The sequence below is a fragment of the Rugamonas violacea genome (assembly GCF_016461825.1).
Classification (GTDB): Bacteria; Pseudomonadota; Gammaproteobacteria; order Burkholderiales; family Burkholderiaceae_D; genus Rugamonas.
Genome location: NZ_JAEMNU010000094.1, coordinates 53,911 through 74,205, shown reverse-complemented (window position 1 = coordinate 74,205; position 20,295 = coordinate 53,911). Strand labels below are relative to the sequence as shown.

The window sequence follows — 20,295 nt, the reverse complement described above, 5'->3', positions numbered from 1 at the left end:
ATTGATGATTATGGCGGCCGGTACCGGCGGCCACATTTTCCCCGGCCTGGCGATCGCGCAAACCATGCGCGCGCGCGGCTGGGAAGTGAGCTGGCTGGGCACCGCCCACGGCATGGAACAGGAGCTGGTGCCGAAACACGGCATCGCGATGGACGCCATCGACTTCACCGGCATGCGCGGCAAGGGTCTCAAGCACACGCTCAGCGGCGGCTTCAAGATGCTGGCCGGCTTTGCCGCCTGCTTCGGCTACATCGGCAGCCGCAAGCCGGACGTGGTGCTGGGCATGGGCGGCTACGTCACCGTCCCCGGCGGCATGATGGCGCGTTTGCGCGGCGTGCCGCTGGTGCTGGTCAACGCCGACGCGGCGCTGCTGTTGTCGAACAAGACGCTGACGCCGCTGGCGAAAAAAGTCTGCTTCGGCTTCCCGGCCAACTTCGGCCGCGCCGCCGGCAAGGCCATCGTCACCGGCAATCCGGTGCGCCGGGAGATACTCGACCTGGCCGGACCGGAGCAGCGCTTCGCCGGCCGCAGCGGTCCGCTGCGCATTCTGGTGGTGGGCGGCAGCCTGGGCGCCAAGGCGCTCAACGACAACCTGCCGGCCGCGCTGGCGCTGATCCCGGCCGAGCAAAGGCCGCTGGTGACCCACCAGTCGGGCAAGAAAAACATCGATGCGCTGCGCGCCGCCTACGCGCAAGCGGGCGTGGACGCCAACGTGGTCGACTTCATCGACGACATGGCGTGCGCCTATCGTGATGCCGATCTGATAATATGCCGCGCCGGCGCCATTACGCTGTCCGAACTGACCGCCGCCGGCGTCGCCAGCGTGTTGGTCCCGCTGGTCGCCTCCACCACCAGCCACCAGCGCGACAACGCGCAATGGATGGCGCGGCAAAACGCGGCGATCCATATGCCGCAAACGGAAATGAACGCCAGAAGCCTGGCAACCCTGCTCGAAACGCTGACGCGCGGCGCCTGCCAGACCATGGCAACGGCGGCGCGCGCGGCGGGTAAGCGCGACGCGAACGACGCGATCGCAAACGTATTGGAACAACTGGCATGAAGCACAAAGTACAAAATATTCACTTCGTCGGCATCGGCGGCAGCGGCATGAGCGGCATCGCCGAAGTGCTGCTCACGCTCGGCTACACCGTCACCGGCTCCGACCTGGGCAGCAACGCGGTGACCCAGCGCCTGGTCGGCCTGGGCGCCAAGGTGGCCCAGGGCCACGCCGCCGAGAACATCGGCAACGCCGACGCGGTGGTCACCTCGACCGCCGTCCAGCAGGACAACCCGGAAGTGGTGGCCGCGCGCGGCCGCAAGATCCCCATCGTGCCGCGCGCCGTCATGCTGGGCGAGTTGATGCGCCTGAAGCGCGGCATCGCCATCGCCGGCACCCACGGCAAGACCACCACCACCAGCCTGGTCGCCTCCGTGCTGGCGCAGGGCGGACTCGATCCGACCTTCGTCATCGGCGGCCGCCTGACCAGCGCCGGCGCCAACGCCAAGCTGGGCACCGGCGAGTACCTGGTGGCCGAGGCCGACGAGTCGGACGCCTCCTTCCTCAACCTGACGCCGATGATCGAGGTCATCACCAACATCGACGCCGACCACATGGAGACCTACGAGCACGATTTCGACAAGCTCAAGCAGGCCTTCGTGCAGTTCACCCACCGTCTGCCGTTCTACGGCCGCGCCATGCTGTGCATCGACGACCAGCACGTGCGTTCGATCATCCCCTTCGTCACCAAGCCGGTGACCACCTACGGCTTCCACGAGGAGGCCGAGGTGCGCGCCGTGAACGCCCGCGCGGTCGGCCTGGAGATGCACTTCACGGTGATCCAGGACGGCTACCCCGACCTCGACGTGGTGCTCAACCAGCCCGGCATGCACAATGTGCAGAACGCCTGCTCGGCGGTGGCCATCGCCCGCGAGATCGGCGTCGAGGACAAGGACACCCAGGCCGGCCTGGCCGGCTTTGCCGGCGTCGGCCGCCGCTTCACCCGCTACGGCGAGGTGGCGATTGTCGGCGCCGATGGCGCCGATGGTGCCAACAACGGCACGTTCGCGCTGGTCGACGACTTCGGCCACCACCCGGTCGAGACCGAGGTGACCCTGGCCGCCGCGCGCGCCGCCTTCCCCGGCCGCCGCCTGGTGCTGGCCTTCCAGCCGCACCGCTACAGCCGCACGCGCGACCTGTTCGAGGACTTCGTCAAGGTGCTCGGCAACGCCGACGTGCTGCTGCTGGCCGAGGTCTACGCCGCCGGCGAGTCGCCGGTGGTGGCGGCCGACGGCCGCGCGCTGGCGCACGCGCTGCGCGCCCGCGGCAAGACCGAACCGATTTTTGTGGAAGCCATCGGCGATATGCCGGAAACCATCATGAGCGTGGTGCGCGACGGCGACGTCGTCATCACCATGGGCGCGGGCTCGATCAGCGGCGTGCCGGCAAAACTGACTAACTATCCGAAGGTCTGAACGTGAACCACATTACTCCCACTGAAGCACAGGCACTCGGCAAGGTCGGCGTGCTGTTCGGCGGCCGCTCCGCCGAGCGCGAGGTTTCGCTGATGTCCGGCGCCGGCGTGCTGAAGGCGCTGCTGAGCAAGGGCATCGACGCCCACCCCTTCGACACCGGCCTGCGCACGCTGGCCGAGCTGGCGGCGGAACAATTCGACCGCGTCTTCATCGCGCTGCACGGCCGCTTCGGCGAAGACGGCAGCCTGCAGGGCGCGCTGGAACAACTGGGCATTCCCTACACCGGCAGCGGCGTGATGGCCTGCGCGGTCGGCATGGACAAGATCGCCACCAAGATCGTCTGGCTGATGCACGGCCTGCCGACGCCGCAGTACGCGGTGCTCGACAACGGCGCCGACCTGGCCAAGGTGGCCGCCGAGCTGGGCCTGCCGCTGATCGTCAAGCCGCCGCACGAGGGTTCGTCGATCGGCATCACCAAGGTCGGCGCGGTGGAAGAGTTCCAGGCCGCCTACGACATCGCCGCCGCGCTGGACGACTCGGTGCTGGCCGAGGCCTTCGTCACCGGCCGCGAACTCACCGTCGCCATTCTCGGACGGGGTGTCAACGCGCGCGCGCTGCCGATCGTTGAGATCGTCGCGCCGAAGGGCAATTACGATTACCAGAACAAGTACTTCACCGACGACACGCAATACTTCTGCCCGGCCGTGCTGGAACCGGCGCTGGCCGCCGAGGTGCGGCGCATCGCCGTGGAAGCCTACCGCACGCTCGGTTGCGAGGGTTGGGGCCGGGTCGACGTGCTGCTGCGCGAGAGCGACCAGAAACCCTTCCTGCTGGAGGCGAACACCTCGCCCGGCATGACCAGCCACTCGCTGGTGCCGATGGCGGCGCGCGCCGAGGGCATCAGCTATGAGGATCTGTGTGTGGAAATTTTGCGCGCGGCGCGTTTGAAGATGGCCGGGTCGGCGACGCCCGCCGCCGTCCAGGTATAAGGGTAATCGACTATGTGGCAAGACGCTAAAGCCTTGAATGCTACCGCCAACGGCATCTTTGCCCTGGCGCTGCTGGCATGCCTGGCAGCGGGCGTCTGGTGGCTGGCGCAGCGGCCCATGTTCACCTTGCGCACCATCCGCATCGAGAGCATGGCGCAGGATGAACTCAAGCATGTGAACCATCTCACGCTGCGCAACGGCGCGCTGGGTCGCATCAAGGGTAACTTCTTCACCACCAATTTGGACGCGGTGCGGCTGGCCTTCGAGTCGGTGCCCTGGGTCCGCCGCGCCACCGTGCGCCGCGAATGGCCGGACCAGTTGATCGTCGCGCTGGAGGAACACGAGGCGCTGGGCACCTGGGGCGAGGACGGCCGCCTGCTGTCGACCAAGGGCGATGTCTTCACCGCCAACCTGGCCGAGGCGGAAGAGGACCACGTGCTGCCCGAGTTCGACGGACCGGAGGGCAGCGAGAAGGAAGTGCTGTCGCGCTTCGCCGAACTGCGCGGCTGGTTCGCCCCGCTGCAGCTGGTGCCGCAGGCGTTGTCGCTGTCGACCCGCTATGCGTGGACGGTGAAACTGAACAACGGCATGAGCGTGGCGCTGGGTCGCGAGCAGACCAGCACCACCTTGAAGGAAAGGGTCGACCGGCTGATGGGGATCTACCCGCAACTGGTGACCCACCTGCCGAACATCGAGACCATCGATATGCGTTACCAGAACGGGTTGGCCTTGTCGGCGACGGGATTGAAGATTCCGGCCGAGGGCGCCAAGCCGAAACCGCGACCGGCGGCAGCAAAGAAAAATACGAATAATTTAAAGCCAATCAGCAGGCATACACAGTAGGCGAGAGAAATGACAAAAGACGCGAAAAACCTGATCGTCGGCCTCGACATCGGCACCTCGAAAGTGGTGGCCGTGGTGGCCGAAGTGATGTCCGACGGGCGCCACGAGGTGATCGGGCTGGGTCAGCACGAATCGAAGGGCTTGAAGAAGGGCGTGGTGGTCAACATCGAAGCGACCGTCGAGTCCATCCAGCGCGCGCTGGAGGAGGCGGAGCTGATGGCCGACTGCAAAATCCGCAACGTCTACGCCGGCATCGCCGGCAGCCATATCCGCAGCTTCAATTCGAGCGGCATGGTGGCCATCAAGGACAAGGAAGTCACCGCCACCGACGTGGCGCGGGTGATCGAAACGGCGAAGGCGGTCAACATCCCGACCGACCAGCAGCTGCTGCACACGGTGCCGCAGGAGTTCATCGTCGACAGCCAGGAGGACGTGCGCGAGCCGATCGGCATGAGCGGCATCCGCCTCGAAGTCAAGGTGCACATCGTCACCGGCGCCGTCTCGGCGGTGCAGAACATCGTCAAGTGCGTGCGCCGTTGCGGCCTGGAAGTGTCCGACCTGATCTTGCAGCCGATGGCTTCGGCCGACGCGGTGCTGACGCCGGACGAGAAGGAACTGGGCGTGGTGTTGATCGACATCGGCGGCGGCACCACCGACGTGGCGGTGTTCTCCGACGGCGCGATCCGCCACACGGCGGTGATCCCCATCGCCGGCGACCAGATCACCAACGACATCGCGATGGCGTTGCGCACGCCGACCTCGGAGGCGGAGGAGATCAAGATCCGCTACGGCGTCGCCAAACAGGTGCTGGCCGATCCGGGCGAGTCGCTCGAAGTGCCGGGTCTGGGCGACCGTGGTCCGCGCAACCTGTCGCGCCAGGCGCTGGCGGCGGTGATCGAGCCGCGCGTCGAGGAGTTGTTCGCCATGGTGCACCAGGTGGTGCGCGAATCCGGTTACGAGGGCGTGCTGTCGTCGGGCATCGTGCTGACCGGCGGCACGGCGATCATGCCGGGCATGGTCGAAATGGCCGAGGACATCTTCCTCAAGCCGGCGCGCCTGGGCACGCCGGACTATCGCGGCCAACTGGCCGACGTGGTGCGCAGCCCGCGCTACGCGACGGTGCTCGGCCTGCTGTTGGAAGCGAAAAAACAATACCTGCGCGGTCACATCGTGACGCGTCAGGATGGTTCGGTGAAGGCGGTCTGGCAGCGCATGAAGGAATGGTTTTTAGGTAATTTTTAAGGTTGGTGCGGTACTGGCTCTTTTAGCAGCGTAGGCAATTCGATTCGAAAACAACGGTTTATATAATTTAACTTAAACTGCAGTTTTCAATCCCCAGTTCTTCTACCAATATGAGGACTGGCGCTTGAAAACCGCATTCTGATAGGAGTACATCATGGAGTTTGATATGGTCGATAACGCATCTTTGGGTACCGTCATCAAGGTCGTCGGAGTCGGCGGAGCAGGTGGCAACGCAGTTCAACACATGATCAACAAGGGCATGTCGGGCGTCGAGTTCATCGCCGCCAACACCGACGCGCAGGCCTTGTCGACCTCCAAGGCGCACAACATCATCCAGATCGGCGAGACCGGCCTGGGCGCCGGCATGAAGCCCGAGGTCGGCCGCAAGCTGGCCGAGGAATCGCGCCAGCGCATCGAGGACTCGCTGCGCGGCGCGCACATGGTCTTCATCGCCGCCGGCATGGGCGGCGGCACCGGCACCGGCGCCGCGCCGATCGTCGCGGAGATCGCCAAGTCGCTCGGCGCGCTGACCGTCGCGGTGGTCTCCAAGCCGTTCTCGCACGAAGGCCAGAAGTGCATGGACATCGCCGACGAGGGCCTGGAGCAGCTGTCGGCCAACGTCGATTCGCTGATCGTCATCCTGAACGAGAAACTCGAAGAGATCTACGAGGACGAGTCGCTGATCGAGTGGCTGCAACACGCCGACGATGTGCTCAACAACGCGGTGGCCGGTATCGCCGAGATCATCAACGTGCCGGGCCACATCAACGTCGACTTCAACGACGTCAAGACCATCATGGGCGAGCAGGGCAAGGCCATGATGGGCACGGCGACCGCCTCCGGCGTGGACCGCGCCCGCATCGCCGCCGAACAAGCGGTGGCCTCGCCGCTGCTGGACGGCGTCGACCTGTCCGGCGCGCGCGGCGTGCTGGTCAACGTCACCGCCAGCCGTGGCCTGAAGGGTAAGGAAATCAAGGAAGTCATGGCCGCCGTGCGCGCCTTCGCCGCGCCGGACGCGTCGATCGCCCAGGGTATCGCCTACGACGACGAGATGGGTGACGCGATCCGCGTCACCGTGGTCGCCACCGGCCTGGGCAAGACCAAGAAGCACGTGCAACTGGTGCCGCAGCAGATGCTGCGCACCGGCACCCACAACAGCCCGATGATGCCTTCCGCATCGATGGGCGGCGGCGCGGCCGCTTCGGTGTCGATGGGCGCCACCAGCGGCATGGGCGGCGGCGGTGCGCCGGCCTTCGACGGCATGAAGGCGCCGGCGGTATGGCGTCGCGAATCGGCTTCCGAGCAGGTGCGCGCGATGGAGAAGAACGGCATGGAAACCTACGACATCCCGGCCTTCCTGCGCAAGCAGGCGGACTAGGAACTGGTCGCCGCGCCGTGCCCACCCGGGGCGCGGCGCGCGCTCCGTTCGCGGGCCGTTGCGGTCCGCTGCGGCGCGTTTCCGGGCGGTTTTCTGCAGGATCTGAAAGCTTCAGGCATACTGCACGCCTATGCCGGGATGAGCCGCGCCCAGCGCGAATGCCATTTGCTTACGCAAACCCAGAGGCGCAAACCTGGGGTCAGACCCGGCGGGTCCGACCCCGGCTCTCCGCCGTTGGGTGGTATTCCAGCCGCCGGCGCCTCGCCGCTTGCGGGCTGATCGATCCCGGCGAATATCCGTCAACCACTATAAAAGAGGAGTCAAGCATGACCATCAAAATCGGCGACACCCTGCCGGAAGGCACCCTGTCCGAATTCGTAGAAACCGAAACCGAAGGCTGCGCTCTGGGCCCGAACACCTTCAACGTGCAAGACCTGGTCAAGGGCAAGAAGATCGCCATCTTCGGCCTGCCGGGCGCCTACACCCCGACCTGCTCCGCACAACACGTGCCGGGTTACGTGCAGCACGCCGCCGACCTGAAAGCCAAGGGCGTCGACGAAATCTGGTGCATCTCGGTCAACGACGCCTTCGTCATGGGCGCCTGGGGCCGCGACCAGAAAGCCACCGGCACCGTCCGCATGATGGCCGACGGCAACGCCGCCTACTCCAAGGCCCTGGGCCTGGACGCCGACTTCAGCAAGTTCGGCATGGGCACCCGCTCGCAGCGTTACTCGCTGCTGGTCGACAACGGCGTGGTCAGCCAGCTCAACATCGAGCAGGGCGGCAAGTTCGAAGTGTCGAACGCGGAAACGCTGCTGGGCCAGCTGTAATCGTCCAAGCATTTTCGATGTGAACAAGACGGCGCTGCGGCGCCGTTTTGCTTTTGTGCTGTGCGCCGCGTCGGCGATACGTTATATTGCGTTTATGGAAAAATTGCCCATAAACAAAGAAATCGAAGAGGCCTTCGGCTGGCGCGCGCTGCCCGAGCAGGTCGTCGCGGTGAGCCGTTGGGCCGACGATGACGACCAGCTGGATGCGCTGTCCTTGCTTGGCCGCGACTGGCGCGGCTTGAGCTGCGCCGAGTGGAATGCCAAGTCCGACGCCATCCACCATTTTGTGCCGGCCGCCTTCGCCTACTATCTGCCGAGCGTGCTGACCTTGGTCGCCGCCGATCCGGCGCAATGGCTGGCGCCGACCGACTCCATCCTGGGCATGCTCGATCGCAGTCCGACGCCGGCGTACTGGGACGACCATCTGCTGGGCTGTTTCAACGACCTGCGCGAGGCGGAATTCGCCGCGCTGGCGAATTGGCTGCTGTTCCTGGCCGAGCATCCCGAACAAACGCAGTGCGACGATGGCACGCTTGGCCGCGCCTTCGATACGATCGAACTGCTGCGCCAGCATTTCCGCGACTTACACGACATCCAATCCGCCGTATGAAAATACTCGCCATCTCGGGCAGCCTGCGGGCCGCCTCGATCAACTCGATGCTGCTGCGCGTGCTGGCCGCCGTGGCGCCGGCCGATATCGAGGTGCGGATCTATCGGGAGCTGGGCGAACTGCCGCTGTTCAATCCAGACATCGTCGACGCGCCGGCCGTCGTCGCCAGATTGAAGGACGCCTTGATGGCGGCCGACGCTGTCGTCATCGCCAGCCCGGAATACGCGCACGGCGTGAGCGGCGCGATCAAGAACGGCCTGGATTGGATGGTTGGCAACGAGTCTTTCATCGGCAAGCCGGTGGCGCTGTTCAACGCCGCGCCGCGCGCCGTGCACGCCCACGCCGCGCTGCTGGAGACGGTCACGGTGATGTCGGCCAGCGTGGTCGGCGACGCCTGCATCACCTTGCCGCTGGTCGGCGCCAGACTGAGCGAAGAGCAGATCGCCGCCGATCCGGCCATGGTGGCCGCGCTCAAGGCGGCGCTGGACGTCTTGCGCCGGCACGTGGCGGGCGGCGCATGAGCTGCGCCTGCCCGTTGAATGAGTTCTCGGAAGTGCAGGCACTGCTAAAAAACCGTCGTTCCCGCGCATGCGGGAACCCATGCCCCGCATGCGTTTTCCCATATGCCGCATCCTTTTTGGCGCGGCATGGATTCCCGCCTTCGCGGGAATGACGTCATTCCTATCGTATTAATAACTGAGCGATGAAAGGAATTTCGAGATGCAACTTGAAGTCGGCTGGAAGCGTGTCGCCATGTGCGCGATGGTGTTTGCCTTGCATGCGCGGGCGGACGCGGAGGAGGTTGATCCGTTGAAGAGGCGCTGGGTGCCGGTTTGAAAATCCCTGGAGGCGAGGGTCGGCAAAGCCGCCGATCCGGATTTGTGGCGAACCTTGTCTGGTCCGGTCGACAAGGACGATACTGTCCGCCTGGGCCAGATCATGGATCAGGAGAACCTGGCCGCCTACCGTTCCTTTGCCGGCGATGAGCTCGGTGCCATCCGCGCTGTGGCGCGAAGTGAGCGCGGCGCGCAGCATCCGGGCAGCGGGCAGGCCGGCCATTTGTGTTGAGGAAGGCGGCGCATAGCTATGCCGTGCTGGGCGGGTTTGCCGGGCGCGTCGACATGCAGGTGTTCTATCCACGAGAGTTGCTGGCGCAGACGGAGGATGGTCGCACCTTCTTCATCGGATGCGGACTGGCGCCGCGCTTTTTCCAATCGAATGACTTTGGTTGGTGGGACTGGATGTAGCTGATGACGCCTTGTTTGCCGACGAGTTTGACGGCAAAAGGATTGCTTTCATTGTAGCTGGCGGTGACCACAGCGCTGGCGCCGTCATTACATGGCCTCGACGCCGGTGGGCGTCGTCGCCATGGCTTCGCCGCCATCTTTGGCGGGATCGAACTGAGCGAGTAGTTGTGCCAGTGGCGGGGCAAGCGCGCTCGGTTCAGGAGGCGCTGACGAGTCTAGTTGAATCTCAAGCTGTTGTCCGGCCGTCAGTCTTTGCTCCTTGGCGAGCTTGGCGGGAATACGCAATACCAGATCGTCGCCCAATTTCTGCACTGTCAGGGTTACCGTTTTGTTCATGGTTGGCTCCTGCAAGGTGGATGTTGGCCATCGTACGCCTGTCTGGCGGATTTGGATTGATGTTGGTGACGGTGCCGGTGCCGGCATGGTCTTGACTGCCCAAAGTGGCACGACCTGAAGCCGGTGATGCCGTCGGCGGCCCTCACCGCCGGCTCTCCCGCCACGCGGGAATTATTACCTTGCTATAATTATTCCGATCGCAACGCCGCCCGGCGTCCGGTCCTGGCTCTGGACGTCGCCATGATGACGTTCCATGCGGCCCCGCTGCCGCGCAACAGGAGCTTCCTCTGTCTTCCCCGACCCGCCAAGAAAACCTGCGCAGCATCTACGCGATGCTGATCGCCGTCGCCATGTTCTCCATCATGGACACCTCGATGAAGGTGCTGTCGTCCCATTATCCGGCCATGCAGGTGACGGCCATGCGCGCGCTCAGCTCGTTGCCGCTGCTGTGCGGCTATCTGGCCTATCGCGGCGCCTTCCGCCGCGTGCTGAAGATCCGCTGGCCGCTGCACCTGCTGCGCGGCGTGGTCGGCATCGTCATGCTGACCACCTTCGCCTACGGCCTCAAAACGTTGTCGATGGCCGAGGCCTACTCGATCTTTTTCATCGCGCCGACCTTGATCACGGCGCTGTCGGTGTTCATCCTCAAGGAACGGGTCGACGCCGCGCAGTGGTGCGCCATCGGCGTCGGCCTGGTCGGCGTGCTGGTGGTGCTGCGGCCCGACGGCAGCGGCTTCCTCACCATGGGCGGCCTGGCCATCCTGGCGGCGGCGGCCTGCTACGCCGTCTCGGCCATCGCCAGCCGCGTGCTGAGCCGCACCGACGCCAACGAGTCCATCATGTTTTCGCTGCTGGTGTTGATGGCCGGTGGCGGCCTGTCCCTGTCCTGGCAGGGCTGGGTGGCGGTGCGCCAGGAGGACATGCTGGTGCTGCTGGCGCTGGCCGTCAGCGGCTTCCTCGGCCAGCTGGCCATGACCGAGGCCTTCAGCAAGGGCAAGGCCTCGACCGTGGCGCCGTTCGAATACTCGGCGCTGGCCTGGGGCGTGGCGATCGACTGGTTGTTGTGGCAGGTGCTGCCGGACGGCTACACGTTGCTCGGCGCGGCGATCATCATCGCCAGCGGCGTCTATCTGGTGCGGCGCGAGACGGTGCATGCCGAGTCGGAACATCCTTGACCGGGCGGAAACGGCCGGGCGACGCGGGCTCGACAACTTCGCTATAATCTTGGCATGTTAAAACAACGCACCGTCAAAGAATTGGTCCGCACCGTCGGCGTGGGACTGCACTCCGGCCGCAAGGTCGAGCTGACCTTGCGGCCGGCCGCGCCGGACACCGGCATCGTCTTCCGCCGCGTCGACCTGGACCCGATCGTCGACTTTCCGGCCAGCGCGGCGGCGGTCGGCGACACCCGCATGGCCTCGGTGCTGGTCAAGGACGGCGCCCGCGTCTCCACCGTCGAACACCTGATGTCGGCCTGCGCCGGCCTGGGCATCGACAACCTGTACATCGACGTCAGCGCCGAGGAGATCCCCATCATGGACGGCTCGGCCTCGTCGTTCGTGTATCTTTTGCAACAGGCCGGCGTGTTCGAGCAGCCGGTGGCGAAGAAGTTCATCCGCGTGCTCAAGCCGGTGGAAATCCGCGAAGGCCAGGGCGACAAGGAAAAATGGGCGCGCCTGACGCCGTACAACGGTTTTAAATTGGATTTTTTCATCGAATTCAACCATCCGGCCGTCGACGGCACCACGCAGCGCGCCCATGTCGACTTCGGCGACGTGTCGTATGTGCACGACGTGGCGCGGGCGCGCACCTTCGGCTTCATGCAGGACGTGGAGATGTTGCGCGGCATCGGCCTGGCGCGCGGCGGCTCGCTGGAGAACGCCATCGTCATGGACGAGTACCGCATCCTCAACTCGGACGGCCTGCGCTACGAGGACGAGTTTGTCCGCCACAAGATCCTCGACGCCATCGGCGATTTGTACCTGGTCGGCCATCCGCTGCTGGCCAGCTACGAGGCGCACAAGTCCGGCCACGCGCTCAACAACCAGCTGCTGCTGGAGTTGCTGAAGCATCCGGACGCCTACGAGATTGTCTCCTTCGCCAGCAACGAGACGGCGCCGCCGTCGTATCTGCGCCAGATGGCGCGCGAGTGGGCGCTGACTTAAAGGCATCTCTAAAAACCCCTGTCGTTCCCGCGCAGGCGGGAACCTATACGTCGCATCTTGTCTAGCGCAGCATGGGTTCCCGCCTACGCGGCGGTCCGCCGATGTGGAGCGACGAATTCAGAGTTACTCGATGTGCCCTTAACACCGCGACCCCGCGGCGGCCTGGCGCCGGCGGCTAAAAACCACCCAACGGCGCAGTACCGGGGTCGGACCCGGCGGGTCCGACCCCAGCTCCACGCCTGTGGGTTTTCTTGACTGAACCGCGTTTGGCCCACGGGGCGCCCTTGTCGTTGGCGCGGCCGGCCGCCTAGTCGCTGCGGCGGCGCGCCACCATCGCCTTCAGCGCGGCGATCAGGGTGGCGTTTTGCGCCGACTGCTCCAGCGAATCGCTCAGCGAGTCGAAGGCGCTGATCGCCGCCTCGTTGAGGAACAGGGCGCGCATCTGCTCCTTGACCTCGGCCGCCTTCATCATCTGCACCTTCAGCTTGACACCGTGCACCTGCCAGCCGCGCCGCGCCAGGGTCTCCTGCAGCTTGGGCAGTTGCTGTTTGAGCTTGGCCGCCAGCGCCGCGTTGGGCGTCGACAGCACCAGCTGGTTGTCCTCGAACTGCAGGATCTCGCAATACTTGAACATCGAGGGCAGGGCGGTGGCGCAGTCCTTCTGCAGGGCGGCCATGCGCTCGATGGCCGGCAGCAGGGCGGCCATCTTGTCGTCGCGGCGCAGGAAGTCGGTGGCGCCGACGGCGGTGCGCCGTTTGAGCGAGATGTTGGAGGAGTTGAATCGCATGCGGCGAAACATATCACAGCCGCCCCCTCCATGCCGAGGCGGGGCCGGCGGCGGCACTGATTTTTTTCGGCAATGTGGCTAAATGTATTGGTTTTGTGGCATTGTTTGCTCCTGGGCTATTGTTATATAGGCCAATATCCCAATCTTGGCAGCGGCGCATGATAAAATCATCGTCTTTTGCCATAGTCGAACTCCGTAAGGTCAGGCGTTTTCCACCCCACAGAGCTTTTTAAACGGCGTTTTTTTCAAGAATTCAAGCATGTCATTACTGACCCAGATTTTCGGTAGCCGCAACCAGCGGCTGCTCAAGCAATACCAAAAAACGGTACGCGAGATCAATGCGCTCGAGCCGGTCATTGAAAAGCTGACGGATGCCGAGCTGCAAGCGAAGACGCCCGCCTTCAAGGAACGCATCGCCAAGGGGGAGGCGCTCGACGCGCTGCTGCCCGAGGCTTTCGCCGTGTGCCGCGAGGCCAGCAAGCGCGTCTTCAAGATGCGCCACTTCGACGTGCAGCTGGTGGGCGGCATGGTGCTGCACTTCGGTAAAATCGCCGAGATGGGCACCGGCGAGGGCAAGACGCTGACCGCGACCCTGCCGGCTTACTTGAACGCGCTGTCGGGCAAGGGCGTGCACATCGTCACCGTCAATGACTACCTGGCCCAGCGCGACGCCGAGACCATGGGCAAGCTGTACAGCTGGCTCGGCCTGACCACCGGCATCAACCTGTCGCAGATGGAGCACGCCGCCAAGCAGGCCGCCTACGCCTCCGACATCACCTACGGCACCAACAACGAATTCGGCTTCGACTACCTGCGCGACAACATGGTGTTCGAGGCACGCGACCGGGTGCAGCGCGCGCTGAACTTCGGCATCGTCGACGAGGTCGACTCGATCCTGATCGATGAGGCGCGCACGCCGCTGATCATCTCCGGCCAGGCCGAGAACCACACCGACCTGTACCACAAGATCAACGCGCTGCCCGGCATGCTGACCCTGCAGGTCGGCGAGGAAACCCCGGACGGCAAGGGCAAGATCGAAGTGGCGGGCGACTACACCAAGGACGAGAAGGCCCACCAGGTCCTGCTGACCGAGGCCGGCCACGAGAAGGCCGAGGCGATCCTGACCACCATGGGTCTGCTGCCGGAAGGCGCCTCGCTGTACGACTCGGCCAACATCACCCTGGTGCACCACCTGTACGCGGCGCTGCGCGCCCACGCGCTGTACTTCAAGGACCAGCACTACGTGGTGCAGAACAACGAAGTGGTGATCGTCGACGAATTCACCGGCCGCCTGATGACGGGCCGCCGCTGGTCGGACGGCCTGCACCAGGCGGTCGAGGCGAAAGAGGGCGTGAAGATCCAGAACGAGAACCAGACGCTGGCCTCGATCACCTTCCAGAACTACTTCCGCATGTACGGCAAGCTGGCCGGCATGACCGGTACCGCCGACACCGAAGCCTACGAGTTCCAGGAGATCTACGGCCTGGAAACCGTGGTGGTGCCGCCGAACCGGCCGTCGCAGCGCAAGGACCGCCAGGACCAGGTCTACAAGTCGACCATGGAGAAGTACAACGCCATGCTGCTGGAGATCCGCGAGTGCTACGACAGCGGCCAGCCGGTGCTGGTGGGCACCACCTCGATCGAGAACTCCGAGCTGTTGTCGGGCATCCTGGCCAAGGCCGATCTGCCGCACAACGTGCTGAACGCCAAGCAGCATGCCCGCGAGGCGGAGATCATCGCCCAGGCCGGTAGCCCGAAAGCCATCACCATCGCCACCAACATGGCCGGTCGCGGCACCGACATCGTGTTGGGCGGCAACGTCGAGAACCAGATCAAGTTCATCGAGGCGAACGCCGAGCTGAGCGACGCCGACAAGGCGGCCCAGGCCGCCGCGCTGCGCGATGGCTGGCAGGCGCTGCACGAGCAGGTGGTGGCGGCCGGCGGCCTGCACATCATCGGCACCGAGCGCCACGAATCGCGCCGCGTCGACAACCAGTTGCGCGGCCGCGCCGCCCGCCAGGGCGATCCGGGCTCCTCGCGCTTCTTCCTGTCGCTCGACGACCAGTTGCTGCGCATCTTCGCCGGCGACCGCGTGCGCGCCATCATGGACCGCCTGAAAATGCCCGAGGGCGAACCGATCGAGGCGGGCATCGTCTCGCGTTCGATCGAGTCGGCCCAGCGCAAGGTCGAGGCGCGCAACTTCGACATCCGCAAGCAATTGCTGGAATACGACGACGTCGCCAACGACCAGCGCAAAGTGATCTACCAGCAGCGCAACGAGCTGCTCGAGACCACCGACATTTCCGAGTTGATCGAGTCGCTGCGCCACGGCGCCTTCACCGACATCGTGCGCGAATACGTGCCCGAGGAATCGGTCGAGGAGCAGTGGAACATCAAGGCGCTGGAGGCCACCCTGGCCGCCGAGTGGCAGATCGACCTGGCGCTGGGCGCGATGCTCGCCGCCGAGACCAATCTGACCGACGAGGAACTGCTGGAGCGCGTGCTGGCCGCCGCCGATGCGCTGTACCAGTCGAAGATCTCGATCGTCGGCAAGGAAGCCTTCGGCGGTTTCGAGCGCAACGTCATGCTGCAAAGCGTGGACAGCCACTGGCGCGAGCATCTGGCCGCGCTGGACCACCTGCGCCAGGGCATCCACCTGCGCGGTTATGCGCAGAAGAATCCGAAGCAGGAATACAAGCGCGAAGCCTTCGAACTGTTCGGCCAGATGCTCGACATGATCAAGAACGACGTCGTTAAGTTGATCATGACGGTGCGCATCCAGTCGCGCGAGGAGATCGACGCGGCCGAAGCGGCGATGCAGGCGCCTCAGCTGGAAAACGTGCACTACCAGCACGCCGACTTCAACCCGAACGCGGCGCCGGAAGAACTGCTGGCGCCTACCGTGTCGGAGGAGCAGCTGAACGATCCTGACTTCGCGATGAACTACAAGGTGGGTCGCAACGATCCTTGCCCTTGCGGCAGCGGCAAGAAGTTCAAGGCTTGCCACGGCAAGCTGGCCTGAGCCTAGGCCAGCGGGCGCGAGCCCGGCGGCGACAAAAAAGCGGAGCAGCGTCAAGCTGTTCCGCTTTTTTTTGTGGATTCAAGGCGCCGGCGGCGCACACAGCACCCACCGGCGCAAACCTGGGGTCGGACCCGGCGGGTCCGACCCCGGCTCCACGCCGCAGGGTTTGGCTGCGCCCTCGGCTGCGAGGGTTCGGCTGCGCCCTCGGCTGCGAGGGGTCGGCCGCGCCCTTAGCCGCGCTGCGGCGAGCAGCGCGGCAGCGCCATGCGCACCGTGGTGCCCTGGCCGGGCGCCGATTCGATGGCGATGCGGCCGCCCAGCATGCCGGTGACGATGTTGTAGACGATGTGCATGCCCAGGCCGGTGCCGCCCTGGCCCATCTTGGTGGTGAAGAAGGGGTCGAAGACGCGGCGCAGCACCTCGTCGGGCATGCCGGCGCCGTCGTCGGCGAAGACCAGCTCGACCTGGCCCTGGCCGAGGTCGCCGGCGGAGATGGTGATGGTGCCGGCGTGGCCACGGGCGAAGGCGTGCGCCAGGGTGTTGTTGATGAGGTTGTTGAGGATCTGGTACAGGCTGCCCGGATAGGAGTCCAGCGTCAGGCCGGGCGCGATCGCCAGCGCGGCGCTGCAGCCGGCCTGGCGCAGCCGCGGCGTGTAGGTGGCCAGCGTGTCCTGCACCACGGTCAGCAGGTCGAAGCTGCGGCGCTGGTCGTTGGTCTGGTCGACCGCCACCTGCTTGAACGAGGAGATCAGGTCGGCCGCCTTGTGCAGCGAGCCGGAGATCAGGCCGCTGGCCAGGCGCACCTCCTCCATGTGGGCGCGCAGCTCGGAGCGGCGCAGCGCGCCGCCCTCGACCAGCGCCTCGAACTCGTTGACGCGGTCGCCCAGCGTGGTCGAGGCCAGCAGGCTGTTGCCGATCGGCGTGTTGAGCTCGTGGGCGATGCCGGCCACCAGCGAGCCCAGCGAGGCCATTTTTTCGGCCGCCAGCAGCTCGTCCTGGGTCCGTTGCAAGGTTTCCAGGGCCACGCTGAGGTCGCGGTTGGCCAGCTCCAGCGCGGCCGAGCGCTCGCGCACCCGGCTCTCCAGCGAGACGTTGAGGTCCTTCAGTTCGCGCTTGGCGTTGAGTTCCTCGCTCAGGTCGAGCAAGGCCCAGATGATGGCCGGGCGGCCGTCGAGCACCAGCGAGGACGACCAGATCGCCACGCTGCCGACGCTGCCGTCGGGCAGGCAGACGCCGGCGATGGCGCCGTGCACCGCGCCGTCGTTCTGGTAGATGTTCCAGATGCGGTCGCGCTCGACGGCGCTGGCCCAGAAGGTCACCTGGTCCGAGCGCATGCCGATCAGCTGCTCGACCGGGTAGTCGAAGGTGCGCGCCAGCGCCTGGTTGGCGGCGATCACCCGGCCCTCGTGGTCGGACACGCTGAGCGGCAGCGGCGCCATGTCGAACAGGATCTTGAAGCGGGCCTCCGATTCGACCAGGCGGCGCTCGGACTGTTCGAGCTGGGCGACGCGCTCGCGCAGCGCCGCGCTCATGCCGTCGAGCGAGCGCGAGAACATGTCGATCTCGTCGCCGCCCTGTTCGGCCCAAGCCTGGTCGTGGGCCATCTGGCGCGACTGGCCGGTCAGCGCGGCCAGGCGGCGGCCGATGCCGTGGGTGAACAGGTAGAACAGGCTCAGGCCGAGCACGAAGCCGGCCAGCGAGATGGCGCCGCCCTGCAGCATCACCTCGTCGCTGGCGCGGGTCAGGTCGGTGGTCGAGAGGCCGAAGTTGAGCGTGCCGACCTGGTTGTCCTGCAGCAGCAGCGGGGCGCGCGCGTGCAGGGTTTGGCCCTCGGTGAAGGTGCGCGCGCCGCGTCCGCCGTTGGCGCCGGCCGCGCCGCCGCGCAGCGTCGGCGGCAACGCGGCGGCGCTGCCGCCGATCTCGATGATCGGGCGGCCCTTGGCGTCGAGGATGACGATGTAGCGCAGGAAGCTGTCCTCGGGGTCGGCCAGCATCTCGGCCAGGTAGCCGGACAGCTGGCCCAGCTTGCCGTTGATGGCGTAGGGGCTGAGCGAGAGGTTGAGGGTGACGGCGTATTCGTGGGCGACCCGCTCGGCGTTCTTGCCGACGGCGTTGTCCATCAGGCGCAGGCTGTTCCAGATCAGCAAGGCGACCACCAGGGCCTGCACCACGGCGCTCAGCACCAGAAATTTCGTGCGCAGCGATAGGTTCAAAGCTTGGGTCTCCGTCTGGTCGGCGCTGCCGGGAACGGCTGCTCCGTTCCCGCTGCGGGCGGCGGGCGGGCTAGCGCCGCCGCGAAGGCTGCCGACTTGTCAATTTGACTTGTCAATATAACCCATCGCTTGCCATTCGGCAGCATCGAGATGGCGCCCGGACGTAAAAACGCCCGGCGGGGCCGGGCGTCGGGCGCTTCAGTCGGGCCGCGGCGCGATCAAGGCAGGCTGAGGATCACCTTGACGCTGTCGTCCACCGAGTTCTTGTTGATGTAGCCGATCGCCTTCGGATCGGCGGCGACGGCCTTCTTCACCTCGGCGTCGGAGCTGTACTCCTTGGGCGGCGTGGCCTTGCCGGTGAACACCAGCTTGGACCAGATCGCCTTGACCTGGGCCGGGTCCTTGTCGGCCACCTTGTGGTAGAAGTCGGCGCGGATGGCCGAGCTTTCGGCCTGGTCGACCGGCGTGAACATCGCCGACTTGCCCAGGAAGAATTGCGAGGCCTGTTCCGAGAACATGCGGGTGGCCGGGTTCTTTTGGCTGACGATGACGACCGTCTCGGCGGAGGCCGACAGGGTGGTGCCCAGCAGGGCGGTCAACAACAGCGAGGTCATTGTGGTTTTCATGGTGGCCTCCTGATCAGAACACGAAGTCGAGCGCGGCGCCGACCACGGTGACATTGTTGGTGTAGCCGGCGGCCGGACCGAAGTTCAGCGAACCGGATTTGGCTTTCGGTTTGACGCGGTCGACCTGCACCTTGAGTGCCAGCGACTTGGCGAAGTCCCAGCGCACGCCGATCAGGTCCGAACTCTGCTCGGACGAGCTGAGGAAGCTGTAGTTGACGGCGCTCGCCAGCGCACCGGCCTTGGGGAAGTTGGCCGGCACGTTGACCGACTGGCCGGCGCCCTTGTAGGCGGCGTGGCTGTAGTACGGCAGGATCTTGCCGAAGCGGTAGCCGAGCATGGTGTACCAGGCGTTGGTGTCGGGCACGTAGACCGGCTCCTTGGCGCGGCGCTGGGCGTACTCGCCCTGCACCACGATGTTGCGCCAGTCCATGGTCAGGCCGAGCGAGGTGAAGGCGATGCGCTTGCCGCCGTTCAGGGTCATGTCCTGGCCCAGTTGGGCGAAGCCGACCGTCTTCAGGGTGTTGGTCAGCTTGTTCAGCGGCGCGACGTCGTTGCTGTCGAGCTTGGCTTGGGCATGGCCCAGGCGCAGCGTGAACGGGCCGTATTCGCCGCCCACGCTGATGCCGGCGGCGGGCGCGCGGTAGGTGGCGACCGAGCCGCCGGCCGTCGGCACGAACAGCTTGCCCCGGCTGACGCCGACGAAGGCCTGGGTGGTCAGGTTGAAGTCGCCGATGGCGTGCTGGTAGTTGACGTCGACGCCGTCGACGTTCTCGATCGGCGCCTGGCCGTACATCTCGACCGGCGGACGCATCATGGTGTTGGCGTAGCCGACGTTCTGGTAGTCGGAGATCAGGAAGGTCGGCACGACGACGCGGCCGACGCGCAGATTGACCTCCTCGTTGACCTTGATCTTCAGGAAGGCCCAGGTCAGGTCGGTGGTGAAGCTCTGGCTGGTGTTCTTGCGTGTCAGGATCTGCGTGGTGGCCGAGAACATCTCGTTGATCTTGTAGGTCGCCTGCAGGCCCAGGTTGGAGTCGAGGCCGATCTTGGCCTTGTCGGCCACGCCTTCGGCCTGGTTGTAGCGGGCGAATTCGACCGCGTCGGTGTTGCTCTTGGCCACGCCCAGCGTGCCGAAGCCGCTGATGCTCAGATTGCCGTCGTCGAGTACGCCGGCGCGGGCTTGCATCAAGCCCAGCGCGGCCAGTACGGATGCTACCAATAGTTGTTTTTTCATCTGCCGTATTCCTTCGTGTGTTTTTATATTCGGTTCTTGATTGCTGCTTGGCGGTGGTGCGCCAGTCCCCTGTTACAAACCGGGTAGGGCGTGCAGGTGTTACCTTAGACCAATTTTCTTCAGGGATAAAATGGAATGAATGGAATAGAACGAGTGTACTAAAAACTGTCGTTTTTTTGAGCAATCCATAGGGGGATATTGATTATCATATGGGAAAATTTAACAAATGATCATGCGTTTCTGCGATTTTTTAATGGTCTTTCTGGTAATTTTTTGAATTCGATATCGCCCTGGCGGTGGC

19 protein-coding genes are annotated in these 20,295 nt (G+C 65.2%); 12 read left to right on the top strand and 7 right to left on the bottom strand.

Going from position 1 to position 20,295, the window contains the following annotated elements:
* Nucleotides 1-4 precede the first annotated feature (4 nt).
* The 9 genes from murG to H7U20_RS18150 all read left to right on the top strand — a co-directional run bounded on the left by murG (nucleotide 5) and on the right by H7U20_RS18150 (nucleotide 8,885).
* The gene (murG, locus tag H7U20_RS18190; RefSeq protein WP_199760561.1) at nucleotides 5-1,060 is read left to right on the top strand and encodes an undecaprenyldiphospho-muramoylpentapeptide beta-N-acetylglucosaminyltransferase; all 1,056 of its coding nucleotides are present in this window, start codon (nucleotides 5-7) and stop codon (nucleotides 1,058-1,060) included.
* Nucleotides 1,057-2,472, top strand: coding sequence for a UDP-N-acetylmuramate--L-alanine ligase (gene murC, locus H7U20_RS18185; RefSeq protein WP_199760560.1), 1,416 nt, complete (start codon nucleotides 1,057-1,059; stop codon nucleotides 2,470-2,472). Before murG ends, murC begins: the two co-directional genes overlap by 4 nt.
* A 2-nt stretch (nucleotides 2,473-2,474) precedes the next feature.
* Nucleotides 2,475-3,461 carry a D-alanine--D-alanine ligase gene (locus H7U20_RS18180; protein ID WP_199760559.1) on the top strand — a complete coding sequence of 329 codons (987 nt, stop codon included), beginning with the start codon at nucleotides 2,475-2,477 and terminating at the stop codon, nucleotides 3,459-3,461.
* Between the two features lie 12 nt (nucleotides 3,462-3,473).
* Nucleotides 3,474-4,304, top strand: a complete 831-nt coding sequence (locus tag H7U20_RS18175) for a cell division protein FtsQ/DivIB (RefSeq protein WP_199760558.1) — start codon at nucleotides 3,474-3,476, stop codon at nucleotides 4,302-4,304.
* 9 nt (nucleotides 4,305-4,313) lie between these two features.
* Nucleotides 4,314-5,546 carry a cell division protein FtsA gene (ftsA, locus tag H7U20_RS18170; protein ID WP_093388256.1) on the top strand — a complete coding sequence of 411 codons (1,233 nt, stop codon included), beginning with the start codon at nucleotides 4,314-4,316 and terminating at the stop codon, nucleotides 5,544-5,546.
* A 154-nt stretch (nucleotides 5,547-5,700) separates the two neighbouring features.
* Nucleotides 5,701-6,924, top strand: a complete 1,224-nt coding sequence (gene ftsZ / locus H7U20_RS18165) for a cell division protein FtsZ (protein WP_093388257.1) — start codon at nucleotides 5,701-5,703, stop codon at nucleotides 6,922-6,924.
* 326 nt (nucleotides 6,925-7,250) lie between these two features.
* Nucleotides 7,251-7,754 carry a peroxiredoxin gene (locus H7U20_RS18160; RefSeq protein WP_199760557.1) on the top strand — a complete coding sequence of 168 codons (504 nt, stop codon included), beginning with the start codon at nucleotides 7,251-7,253 and terminating at the stop codon, nucleotides 7,752-7,754.
* Nucleotides 7,755-7,773: 19 nt separating this feature from the next.
* A complete protein-coding gene (locus H7U20_RS18155) occupies nucleotides 7,774-8,364 on the top strand; it encodes a hypothetical protein (RefSeq protein WP_199760556.1) in 591 nt (196 codons plus the stop codon).
* Nucleotides 8,361-8,885 (top strand): NADPH-dependent FMN reductase, encoded by a 525-nt coding sequence (locus tag H7U20_RS18150; protein WP_199760555.1) that lies wholly within the window; start codon nucleotides 8,361-8,363, stop codon nucleotides 8,883-8,885. Before H7U20_RS18155 ends, H7U20_RS18150 begins: the two co-directional genes overlap by 4 nt.
* Nucleotides 8,886-9,045: 160 nt before the next feature.
* Here the strand turns inward: H7U20_RS18150 and H7U20_RS18145 are convergent, their stop codons facing one another.
* A complete protein-coding gene (locus H7U20_RS18145) occupies nucleotides 9,046-9,423 on the bottom strand; it encodes a hypothetical protein (RefSeq protein WP_199760554.1) in 378 nt (125 codons plus the stop codon).
* Between the two features lie 275 nt (nucleotides 9,424-9,698).
* Complete coding sequence (locus H7U20_RS18140) at nucleotides 9,699-9,947, bottom strand: AbrB/MazE/SpoVT family DNA-binding domain-containing protein (protein ID WP_199760553.1); 249 nt, start codon at nucleotides 9,945-9,947, stop codon at nucleotides 9,699-9,701.
* A gap of 332 nt (nucleotides 9,948-10,279) precedes the next feature.
* On the opposite strand from H7U20_RS18140, the gene H7U20_RS18135 reads away from it, so the two are divergent.
* Complete coding sequence (locus tag H7U20_RS18135; RefSeq protein ID WP_199760552.1) at nucleotides 10,280-11,122, top strand: DMT family transporter; 843 nt, start codon at nucleotides 10,280-10,282, stop codon at nucleotides 11,120-11,122.
* 54 nt (nucleotides 11,123-11,176) lie between these two features.
* Nucleotides 11,177-12,112: a UDP-3-O-acyl-N-acetylglucosamine deacetylase gene (lpxC, locus tag H7U20_RS18130; protein WP_199760551.1), complete on the top strand. Its 936-nt coding sequence runs from the start codon at nucleotides 11,177-11,179 to the stop codon at nucleotides 12,110-12,112.
* A 307-nt stretch (nucleotides 12,113-12,419) separates the two neighbouring features.
* On the opposite strand, the gene H7U20_RS18125 is transcribed toward lpxC, so the two are convergent.
* Nucleotides 12,420-12,899, bottom strand: coding sequence for a DciA family protein (locus H7U20_RS18125; protein ID WP_233410869.1), 480 nt, complete (start codon nucleotides 12,897-12,899; stop codon nucleotides 12,420-12,422).
* 13 nt (nucleotides 12,900-12,912) lie between these two features.
* Nucleotides 12,913-13,083: a hypothetical protein gene (locus tag H7U20_RS18120; protein ID WP_199760549.1), complete on the bottom strand. Its 171-nt coding sequence runs from the start codon at nucleotides 13,081-13,083 to the stop codon at nucleotides 12,913-12,915.
* 75 nt (nucleotides 13,084-13,158) lie between these two features.
* Here H7U20_RS18120 and secA point away from each other — a divergent pair, with 75 nt between their 5' ends.
* Nucleotides 13,159-15,921 (top strand): preprotein translocase subunit SecA, encoded by a 2,763-nt coding sequence (secA, locus tag H7U20_RS18115; protein ID WP_199760548.1) that lies wholly within the window; start codon nucleotides 13,159-13,161, stop codon nucleotides 15,919-15,921.
* A 230-nt stretch (nucleotides 15,922-16,151) separates the two neighbouring features.
* Here secA and H7U20_RS18110 read toward each other — a convergent pair whose 3' ends face one another.
* The 3 genes from H7U20_RS18110 to H7U20_RS18100 all read right to left on the bottom strand — a co-directional run bounded on the left by H7U20_RS18110 (nucleotide 16,152) and on the right by H7U20_RS18100 (nucleotide 19,994).
* Nucleotides 16,152-18,134: a sensor histidine kinase gene (locus H7U20_RS18110; RefSeq protein ID WP_199760547.1), complete on the bottom strand. Its 1,983-nt coding sequence runs from the start codon at nucleotides 18,132-18,134 to the stop codon at nucleotides 16,152-16,154.
* A gap of 218 nt (nucleotides 18,135-18,352) precedes the next feature.
* A complete protein-coding gene (locus H7U20_RS18105) occupies nucleotides 18,353-18,760 on the bottom strand; it encodes a type 2 periplasmic-binding domain-containing protein (protein ID WP_233410868.1) in 408 nt (135 codons plus the stop codon).
* Between the two features lie 13 nt (nucleotides 18,761-18,773).
* Nucleotides 18,774-19,994: a porin gene (locus H7U20_RS18100; RefSeq protein ID WP_199760546.1), complete on the bottom strand. Its 1,221-nt coding sequence runs from the start codon at nucleotides 19,992-19,994 to the stop codon at nucleotides 18,774-18,776.
* Between the last annotated feature and the right edge of the window lie 301 nt (nucleotides 19,995-20,295).

Excerpts from the sequence above, each read along its gene's own strand:
- H7U20_RS18105 (WP_233410868.1), bottom strand. The coding sequence starts at position 18,760 with ATGAAAACCACAATGACCTCGCTGTTGTTGACCGCCCTGCTGGGCACC.
- lpxC (WP_199760551.1), top strand. The coding sequence starts at position 11,177 with ATGTTAAAACAACGCACCGTCAAAGAATTGGTCCGCACCGTCGGCGTG.
- H7U20_RS18145 (WP_199760554.1), bottom strand. The coding sequence starts at position 9,423 with ATGGCCGGCCTGCCCGCTGCCCGGATGCTGCGCGCCGCGCTCACTTCG.
- ftsA (WP_093388256.1), top strand. The coding sequence starts at position 4,314 with ATGACAAAAGACGCGAAAAACCTGATCGTCGGCCTCGACATCGGCACC.
- ftsZ (WP_093388257.1), top strand. The coding sequence starts at position 5,701 with ATGGAGTTTGATATGGTCGATAACGCATCTTTGGGTACCGTCATCAAG.
- secA (WP_199760548.1), top strand. The coding sequence starts at position 13,159 with ATGTCATTACTGACCCAGATTTTCGGTAGCCGCAACCAGCGGCTGCTC.
- H7U20_RS18125 (WP_233410869.1), bottom strand. The coding sequence starts at position 12,899 with ATGCGATTCAACTCCTCCAACATCTCGCTCAAACGGCGCACCGCCGTC.
- murG (WP_199760561.1), top strand. The coding sequence starts at position 5 with ATGATTATGGCGGCCGGTACCGGCGGCCACATTTTCCCCGGCCTGGCG.
- H7U20_RS18175 (WP_199760558.1), top strand. The coding sequence starts at position 3,474 with ATGTGGCAAGACGCTAAAGCCTTGAATGCTACCGCCAACGGCATCTTT.
- H7U20_RS18140 (WP_199760553.1), bottom strand. The coding sequence starts at position 9,947 with ATGAACAAAACGGTAACCCTGACAGTGCAGAAATTGGGCGACGATCTG.
- H7U20_RS18120 (WP_199760549.1), bottom strand. The coding sequence starts at position 13,083 with ATGGCAAAAGACGATGATTTTATCATGCGCCGCTGCCAAGATTGGGAT.
- H7U20_RS18160 (WP_199760557.1), top strand. The coding sequence starts at position 7,251 with ATGACCATCAAAATCGGCGACACCCTGCCGGAAGGCACCCTGTCCGAA.
- murC (WP_199760560.1), top strand. The coding sequence starts at position 1,057 with ATGAAGCACAAAGTACAAAATATTCACTTCGTCGGCATCGGCGGCAGC.
- H7U20_RS18135 (WP_199760552.1), top strand. The coding sequence starts at position 10,280 with ATGCTGATCGCCGTCGCCATGTTCTCCATCATGGACACCTCGATGAAG.
- H7U20_RS18100 (WP_199760546.1), bottom strand. The coding sequence starts at position 19,994 with ATGAAAAAACAACTATTGGTAGCATCCGTACTGGCCGCGCTGGGCTTG.
- H7U20_RS18150 (WP_199760555.1), top strand. The coding sequence starts at position 8,361 with ATGAAAATACTCGCCATCTCGGGCAGCCTGCGGGCCGCCTCGATCAAC.